The organism is bacterium (assembly GCA_039961635.1).
Taxonomy (GTDB): Bacteria; 4484-113; 4484-113; order JAGGVC01; family JAGGVC01; genus JABRWB01.
The window spans coordinates 1-7569 of record JABRWB010000100.1; the positions used below are offsets into that span (position 1 = coordinate 1).

The following is a 7569-nucleotide window of genomic DNA, read 5'->3' on the forward strand; positions in this document are numbered from 1 at the left end:
TTATGCTGTTCTCGTTCACGGTGTAGTTGCGGTAATAGAACAGCTCGCTTGCGGGATTTATGTCGTAGCTCGCCTTCGCTGGCGCGCCGCCGTTCACCAGAGCAAGATAGCCCTTCGTAGCGAACGCATTCGTGTCCACCGCCGCGGAATCGGAGGGGCGGTAGCTGAGGCGCGCGGGGGATGCGAAGCTTGGGGGATTAGCGGCCTTTAACGAAAAGGAACTCCAATCGCACGAGCGGATCGGGAGGATGTGCGTCCCCGGTTTCGCCGGATGCGATTCCCGGCGGGAGTCCAAGGTAACCGGTGCGGGCATTACAGAGCAATTGTATCCCAAACGGTCCGTGATTCGCAATCTCGATGATAAAATCCGCGGCGGCATGCGCACAGGCAAATCAGAATCCAAAGATTACTCCAAATCCACAAACGCGCCCGCTTACGCGATCCTGTCGGACGGCGAGCGGCCCGCGCCCGAGGCCGGAACCGTGCTGAAGCTCTGCCGGCGCAAAGCGGGCGCGGCCAATTTGCTTGTTGTCTGGGACGACGGCACCGCCTGGAAAGTGCCGATTGCAATCGCTCTCGAAAAAAAGCTCGCGAAGGGAATGCGGCTCGGCGCGGGCGAGCGTTCCGCACTATGGGATGCGGCGCAACGGGAGCGGGCGCTGGACATGGCGCTGCGGCTTATTTCGTTTAAAGACAGGCTTTCGGGCGAAATAGAAAGAAGGCTTTCGCAGCGCGGATTCTCCGCGGCGGCGAGGGCGCATGCCATCGGCGAGTGCAGGAACCGCGGGTTGCTTGACGACGAAGGAATCGCGCGCCGGTACGCGTCGCAACGGCTGGCAATGCCCGGAAAAGGCGAGCGCGGAGTCGTGGCGGATCTTGCCGCGCGCGGCTTGTCATTGCGGGAAGCGAAGGAAATCGTGGAAGCGCTTGCCGGCGAGCGGGAGCAACTCGACGGCGCGATGAAGTGGCTGTCCAGAAGCGGAAAAAAATACGCCGATGCGATTTCGCGCGGCGAAGCAAACGCAAAACAGAAGCTCGCGGCCGCACTAGCCAGGCGTGGTTACAAGTATGAAATAATTGACCGCGTCTTCGCGCGGCTGTCCGGCCGCGGCGAAGCGGTGAATGCCGATGAAGATTAAGCCTGCGGTTTTTGGTTCGGCTTTTGCCGCCGTTGCGGCGGCGGCGGTTTGGCTTGCGCCGGCAGGAATCGCGATTGCCGAATCCAAACCGAAGCCGCCTTATCAACGCCTCGGCGTCTGGGAAATCAAGGAAGGATTCATTTCTCATATTTTGGTCCCCGCCGAAAACAAGGTGCTCTTTTACCTGACCAATCCCGAAGGCGCGTCGATATGGGAACTGGAGACCGAGGGGCCGTCAAAGCGCAAAATCGTATCCGGCATGATCCTCGAAAACGCGGTGAGCGATCCCGCGTGGCTCAACAACGTGCATATCGAAGTATCGCCGGGGCTGCGATACATCCTCGTCTGGCCGACAGCGCCGGGCGGGCCGGAGCCGCGCTGCGTGCTCGTACGGCTGGACCGCGACGTCGCTTCGGAGGTTATTCCATTAAGGCTTCCGCACGGATTCGATATATCCGACGCGGCGTTTTCGGATGACGAGACGCGGCTTGTGGTGGCGCGGCACCCCGCATCCGCGCCCGAAGCGGACTTGCTTTGGTTCGATTTCAGGGAGCCTCGCAACATAGGACGCTTGGAACCGGTGCAAAATCCGCTTCCTGGCGCGCCGGGGCTGGTGTCTGAAATCGAATATTGCCGGCGGGGAAAGCGCCTGTGGATTTCCGCGGGGATATTCGGAGGAAAGGCATACAGCCCGCCGCTTTTGGTCAGCTTTCCCGTCGGCAAGGGCGAGGAAGAGCCATGGATACAGGGAAACATCCTTGAGCGCGGACTGATAACCGCGGCGGATGAAGTCTGGGTGCTTTTGGACCCGGAGGCCGCGGGCGACGCGGCGGGACTGCGGCCGAACAATTGGTGGCGGCTGGCGCCCGCGGCGCGCCTCGCGGATCATCCGACCTCGATTCCCGGCTATTTCTCTTGGGTGCGCCCGCTGTCAAACGGTTCGGCGCTGGCGGTACACTCCAAAACGGACGGTAACGGACATCCGAGATTGGTAATCATCAAAGACGAAGGAATCCATCCCGTTATGAATTCGCCGCGCCTGGCCGCGGCGTCTCCATTGGGCGGGACTTTCGCCGCGGTGCAGGAGAATTCGAACAAGCTTGAAGTTTTTTCATATAAACCGGATGCCGCAACCCCGGAGGCGAACGATGCCGCTTAGCCTGGAATGCGCGACCTGCGGGCCGCTCGGCAACAACGTGTACCTTTGGTTCGACAGGGCAAGCTCGGAGGCGATGCTGATCGACCCGGGAATAGATTCCGACGCGCTCGCGGCAGAAATCCGGAAGAAGAATCTCAACCTGAAATACATCGTGAACACGCACGGCCATTTCGACCACACATTCAACAACAGGTATTTCAAGAACGAATTTCCGGAGGCGATGCTGTTGATCCATCGGGCGGACGAGCACATGCTGCGGGCGCAGACCGCGATGGCTGCGATGTTCCAGTTCGACGCGGAATCGTCTCCCGCGCCGGATGACTACCTGGCCGAGGGCGGTGTCTTATATCTCGGCGCGCACCAATTCGAAATCCTGGAAGTGCCCGGCCATTCGCAAGGGAGCGTCGCGATTGTGTGCGGCGAGGACGCGGTGGTCGGCGATGCGCTCTTTGCGGGAAGCATCGGGCGCACCGACCTGCCCGGGGGAGACACCGAAACGCTATTGGCTTCGATTCGCGGCAAGCTCTTGACTCTTCCCGACGGCACGCGCATCCACCCCGGTCACGGGCCGGCGACGACGGTATTGCGCGAGCGGATATCCAACCCGTATCTGATTTAGGCGCGGCGATTTCCCGCCGAGCGGTATTGGTTTATGCGGCGGCACTGCCGCAACAAGGAGCCGAAATGTCATTCGACGCAAAGAATCACGAAAACAGAAAAACCGAATACGAAATAGGCGGGTTTTTTCTGGAGCGCTGGTCGCCGCGGGCTTTCGCTGACGAGAAATTGCCGGAAAGCGAGCTTTTCGCGATGTTCGAGGCGGCGCGGTTCGCGCCGTCTTCAAGCAACGAGCAGCCGTGGCGGTTCGTATACGCCTTGCGCGGTTCCGGCGTTTTCGATTCGTTCGGCGAAATACTCTCGGAGGGCAACTGGCGCTGGGCAAGGAACGCGGCAGCCCTGCTCGTCGTGTGCTCGCGAGAGACATTCGCGCGCAACGACAAGCCGAATTCGACGCACCTGTTCGACACCGGATGCGCCTGGGGATACTTCGCCCTCGAAGCGATCCGCCGCGGCTGGGTGACGCACGCAATGGCCGGATTCAACAGGGAAAAGGCAAAGGAGCTGCTGGAAATCCCCGATGGATTCTTCCCGGTCGCCGCGGTCGCGATCGGACGCCACGGCGATCCCGCGTCGCTTCCGGAAGACCTGCGCGATCGCGAGGTTCCCGCGCCGCGCAGGCGGCAATCCGAATTCGTTTTCGAAGGCAAGTTCGGAAATCCTCCCGAATGACCGGAAGGTTTGCGGCCGGCGAAACAGCCCCCCCCCGGAATACTAATAAACGGCGCTTATCGCCCGCAGCTTTTCGACCGCGCCCGGAATGACTTCCAGAACGTAGTCGATATCCTCCTCGGTCGTCCTGTGCCCGAGCGTGAACCTCACGCTTCCGTGAATCGTGACCGGATCGAGCCCCATAGCCGTCAATACGTGGCTCGGATTCAACGATGAAGACGTGCATGCGCTTCCGCTTGAAGCGGCAATCCCATGCAAATCCAGCTGCAGAAGCACGCTTTCGCCTTCCACTTTGTTGAATCCTATATTGGCGTTGTGAGGAAGCCGGTTGACCGGATCGCCGTTCAGCCGCGTGTCGGGCACACTGTCGAGCACTCCCCGCACCAGCTTGTCCCGAAGCGCCGTCAGCCTTGCGATGTTGGTTTCCATCTCCCGCATCGCGATTTCGAGCGCCTTTGCGAGCCCGACGATTCCGGCGATATTTTCAGTGCCCGCCCGCAGCCCGAACTCCTGCGCTCCGCCATGCAGAAGCGGGATCACCTTGCAATTCTTCCGCTTGATCAAACAGCCCACGCCTTTCGGCCCGTAAAATTTGTGCGCGGCGAAGCTGGCCAGCGAAATCGGCCTCTCGGAAAGTTTTAGGTCGTGCAGCCCGATGGACTGCACCGCGTCGGTGTGAAACCGGACGCCGCGATCCGCGCAGATCGCGCTTATCGCGTCGAGATCCTGTATCGTCCCGACTTCGTTGTTCGCGCTCATCACCGACACGAGTACGGTTTTATCCGTTATCGCCGCCTGAAGCGCTTCCAAATCAAGCCTCGCGTTCCGGTCGACGGGGACGTAAGTCACTTCCGCGCCGAAGTACTTTTTGGCGAACTCGCACGTGTGACCGATCGCATGATGCTCGATAGTGGAGGTGACGAGGTGATTGCCCTTGTCGCGCTGGGCGAGCAAACTGCCGATTATCGCCGTGTTGTCGGCCTCGCTGCCGCCGCCGGTGAAGACGACCTCGACGGGATGCACTCCCATCAAATCGGCCACCTTTTCGCGGCAGTCCTCCAGGATCTTCCTCGTTTCCCTGCCGAACGCGTGCAGGCTGGACGGGTTGCCGAAGCGCTCCGAGAAGTACGGAAGCATCGCATCCAGCACCTCCGGAAGCACGTACGACGTCGCAGAATGATCTAGATATACCTTCCTCAAGCCTCACCCCGGCCCAAGCGGGCCGGAGATTAATAGCAGAAAACGGACGAAGAGGGAATAGGGAAGCGGGAAATCGGAAGAGAACAGAGGGAAGAGACGAGAGAGGTGCGCGGCGGCGCACTGGATGCGCCCGTTGAGAGACGAGCGGTGTGATTCAGGAGGCAGGCAAAAGCGAGCCAGGGGCAGGGATAATGCGATAAAACCGGGATGCGCGTCCTTCAGGCCGGTGATATCCGGGGCTGAAAACCCCGGCCACATATCCGGCCTTTTCGTACACGTAATCCGTGTCGATGCCGGTGTGATCCGTCACCTTGGTCACGCGGTTCATGCCATCATATTCATACCCCTTAGCCGCGGCTTCCAGCCGCGGAACCTCAGCCTCGTCGGTATGAAAGGTCAACCGGGCAAAATCGTCGTATAAGGAGGCCCGGCGTCCCGCCGGGAGATCTCCGCCCGGGACGGCCGGCCTCCTATCGGAGGTGCCCAGGGGATCGTCGCAGAAAGTCATCCTGCAGCAGTTGAAGGCGAAGTCGATGTCCACGTCCGTGCCGCCCGATCCCATCCCCTTGTAGCGTATCCTGGTGCGCTGGTTGCGTGCGTTGTAGGTGTACTCGGTGTTCTGGGATTTGAGGTCGGTGACTTTGACGATGTTCCCCACTCCGTCGTAGTACTTGGTGTTCGTGTACGAGTTGATCCCAACTGTGGGAGTGACTACGGTCAGGTTGCGCCCCATCGCGTTGTAGGTCTTGGTCCAATCGTTTGAGCTCAGATCGGTGATAATTATCAGTACCCCAGCGGACCAGGAAAGCCAATCAATACCAATAGGGAATATAAGACTTTGCATATATATATGCCAAAAAGGAAGCTTACGCCAGTAATCATTGCGATTATCAATATCCGTATTGCCTGCCTTCTCATAGCATTTACCACAAAGCCTGAATTAATGGATTATCAAAATTGACTATCATATTGTAGGCCTCGGTAACTGGTAATATAATAATAATGAAATATATTACCGCGGCTACAATACCCATCAGGAAAATACTAAGAATTTCCCTACCGCTCAAATAACTCATTGCAGCCTCCATTACCAATTGGAAGAATCTAGGCAGTAAGGCCAAACGCACGCTGTGCCTAGAAGTGTAACATCCTTTTTGCTTTTCCTTCCTTCCGGCACATCCAGTGTGCCACAATGGTGGCTAATTTCATGTGCGATATCATCCATTACTTCGCACAAATTTCTGCCTGCAGTACTCCATACATTGCAAAGAACTATATAGCCCCATTTATTCTTTGTATAGCCGGAAGAACCGGCCGCACGGCATCGATAGCACTGACACGCCGTGTGAGCGCACACTATATGGATAGTCCATAATTTTGTGTGAAAGCACTTCATAAAATTTGGCAACACTTTATCGTATGGGTTATTGCAACATTTTTTCATTGCTTTGTTTAGATGATACCTTGCGTCATCAACAAATGACATAGCCGGACCGCAACCTGCTAAATCGCGGAACGGTCCATCATCCCAAAATGTTCCGTATCCAAAGCATTTCGTGGCTAATTCTTCCATTGTATAATTCTGAAATATGGTATCACAAGGATCAGGGCCAGGTGCCATGTCATACCGACCATAGCTGCCAAACCCTCCTCCCATCGGCGATCCGCATCCTCCACATGCGCCCCCTGTTCCTCCCCCGCCGGTTCCGCCACCGCCGGGAGCTTCGGGAGGGCCAAAACGCTCTTGAAGCGAACTGCAGTAGTCGCTGCAGCATCCCATCGCAGCATCGGAACCACAGGGCAGACAAGGAGCGTCGCTAGCTCCGCATTTCAAATTGTCGCAATAGCCGTAGGCATAGTCCTTATCAGTTTTGAGAAGTTTCTTATGCATTTCTGGGTTAGGATTTTTTGTAAATTTAGGGCACATTGGAATCTCCGTGCATACTCCTGCGCAGCAGCAGCCGCAACCGCTTGTGCACATTTCTAGTGCGGCGTCGAGTCCTTCTCCGTAATCCTTGCAGCAGCATGATTTTAAGGTGCCTTTAAATCCGGGTTTACACATACCATCCTGAGTATATAAATCGCACCCACTAAGCTCAGGATCGTTTCCGTTGTTAATTGAATTTCCCCACCCGGCCAATAAGTATACGGTTGCGGGCGAGCGAGTCGTGCCACAAGTAAACATTCCATGCGCAAAATGTACGCCGTTGCCCCTCCCCCCCGGATTCACGTCCCTGCCGATGATCCACGTCTTGACCCGCGTCCCTTCGTACATCAGGTTCGTTCCGCTTATTTCCAGCGCGCCGCGGTCGCTTGGCAGCGCAATCGTGTTCTCGGAATAGGTCGGGTTCCTGTGGCTGAAAAGCTCGCTCGGATAAAGCGTTGTCTGGGCCATGACCGTGGGCACTGCGCCATTGACAAGCACGAGCCTGCCCTTTGCTGCAATCGCTTCGGTGTCTCCGGCTGCGGAAGTGAAGGGATTGTACGTCCTGCGGGACGGCGATATCTCGTCCGAGACATTGATGAACTGCGTGGCGCTGTTGGTTTGGATCTGCTGGCTCTCGACCGGCCGCAGTGCATGCGGATGGTTCGTCCACGTGGGCGCGGTATTTTTGGAGTGCGCCGCTTCATCGGCGCTTTTGGTCCCGCGGTTAATCGCCGGAGACAAGGCGGGGGTAAATTTCCGCATTTCGAAATTGCACCGGCAAGCCGGTGCACTCCCAAATCCGGGCGTGGGCCGCACGCTCCAACCCAAGAATATCCGCGGTGAGGTTTTCCGGA

8 protein-coding genes are annotated in these 7569 nt (G+C 57.7%); 4 read left to right on the forward strand and 4 right to left on the reverse strand.

The window, feature by feature from the left end; genetic code table 11:
• Window positions 1–313 (reverse strand): hypothetical protein (locus tag HRF49_12500; protein MEP0815465.1); only part of this gene is annotated, 313 nt, incomplete at its 3' end.
• Window positions 314–377: 64 nt separating this feature from the next.
• Here HRF49_12500 and HRF49_12505 point away from each other — a divergent pair.
• The 4 genes from HRF49_12505 to HRF49_12520 all read left to right on the forward strand — a co-directional run bounded on the left by HRF49_12505 (window position 378) and on the right by HRF49_12520 (window position 3588).
• Window positions 378–1139, forward strand: a complete 762-nt coding sequence (locus HRF49_12505) for a RecX family transcriptional regulator (GenBank protein MEP0815466.1) — start codon at window positions 378–380, stop codon at window positions 1137–1139.
• Entirely contained in the window at window positions 1129–2298 is a 1170-nt protein-coding gene (locus HRF49_12510) for a hypothetical protein (protein MEP0815467.1), read from the forward strand. Before HRF49_12505 ends, HRF49_12510 begins: the two co-directional genes overlap by 11 nt.
• Window positions 2288–2917 (forward strand): MBL fold metallo-hydrolase, encoded by a 630-nt coding sequence (locus HRF49_12515; protein ID MEP0815468.1) that lies wholly within the window; start codon window positions 2288–2290, stop codon window positions 2915–2917. Before HRF49_12510 ends, HRF49_12515 begins: the two co-directional genes overlap by 11 nt.
• A 65-nt stretch (window positions 2918–2982) precedes the next feature.
• Window positions 2983–3588 carry a nitroreductase family protein gene (locus HRF49_12520; protein MEP0815469.1) on the forward strand — a complete coding sequence of 202 codons (606 nt, stop codon included), beginning with the start codon at window positions 2983–2985 and terminating at the stop codon, window positions 3586–3588.
• Window positions 3589–3630: 42 nt separating this feature from the next.
• Here HRF49_12520 and HRF49_12525 read toward each other — a convergent pair whose 3' ends face one another.
• The 3 genes from HRF49_12525 to HRF49_12535 all read right to left on the reverse strand — a co-directional run bounded on the left by HRF49_12525 (window position 3631) and on the right by HRF49_12535 (window position 7477).
• On the reverse strand, window positions 3631–4788 hold the full coding sequence (locus HRF49_12525; GenBank protein ID MEP0815470.1) for an aminotransferase class V-fold PLP-dependent enzyme: 1158 nt from the start codon (window positions 4786–4788) through the stop codon (window positions 3631–3633).
• A 154-nt stretch (window positions 4789–4942) separates the two neighbouring features.
• A complete protein-coding gene (locus tag HRF49_12530; protein MEP0815471.1) occupies window positions 4943–5632 on the reverse strand; it encodes an RHS repeat protein in 690 nt (229 codons plus the stop codon).
• A 243-nt stretch (window positions 5633–5875) separates the two neighbouring features.
• Entirely contained in the window at window positions 5876–7477 is a 1602-nt protein-coding gene (locus HRF49_12535; protein MEP0815472.1) for a hypothetical protein, read from the reverse strand.
• Window positions 7478–7569: the final 92 nt, after the last annotated feature.

What these genes read in the sequence shown, in the direction of transcription:
- HRF49_12530 (MEP0815471.1), bottom strand. Translation starts at nt 5,632, where the DNA reads ATGCAAAGTCTTATATTCCCTATTGGTATTGATTGGCTTTCCTGGTCC.
- HRF49_12505 (MEP0815466.1), top strand. Translation starts at nt 378, where the DNA reads ATGCGCACAGGCAAATCAGAATCCAAAGATTACTCCAAATCCACAAAC.
- HRF49_12535 (MEP0815472.1), bottom strand. Translation starts at nt 7,477, where the DNA reads ATGCGGAAATTTACCCCCGCCTTGTCTCCGGCGATTAACCGCGGGACC.
- HRF49_12515 (MEP0815468.1), top strand. Translation starts at nt 2,288, where the DNA reads ATGCCGCTTAGCCTGGAATGCGCGACCTGCGGGCCGCTCGGCAACAAC.
- HRF49_12510 (MEP0815467.1), top strand. Translation starts at nt 1,129, where the DNA reads ATGAAGATTAAGCCTGCGGTTTTTGGTTCGGCTTTTGCCGCCGTTGCG.
- HRF49_12520 (MEP0815469.1), top strand. Translation starts at nt 2,983, where the DNA reads ATGTCATTCGACGCAAAGAATCACGAAAACAGAAAAACCGAATACGAA.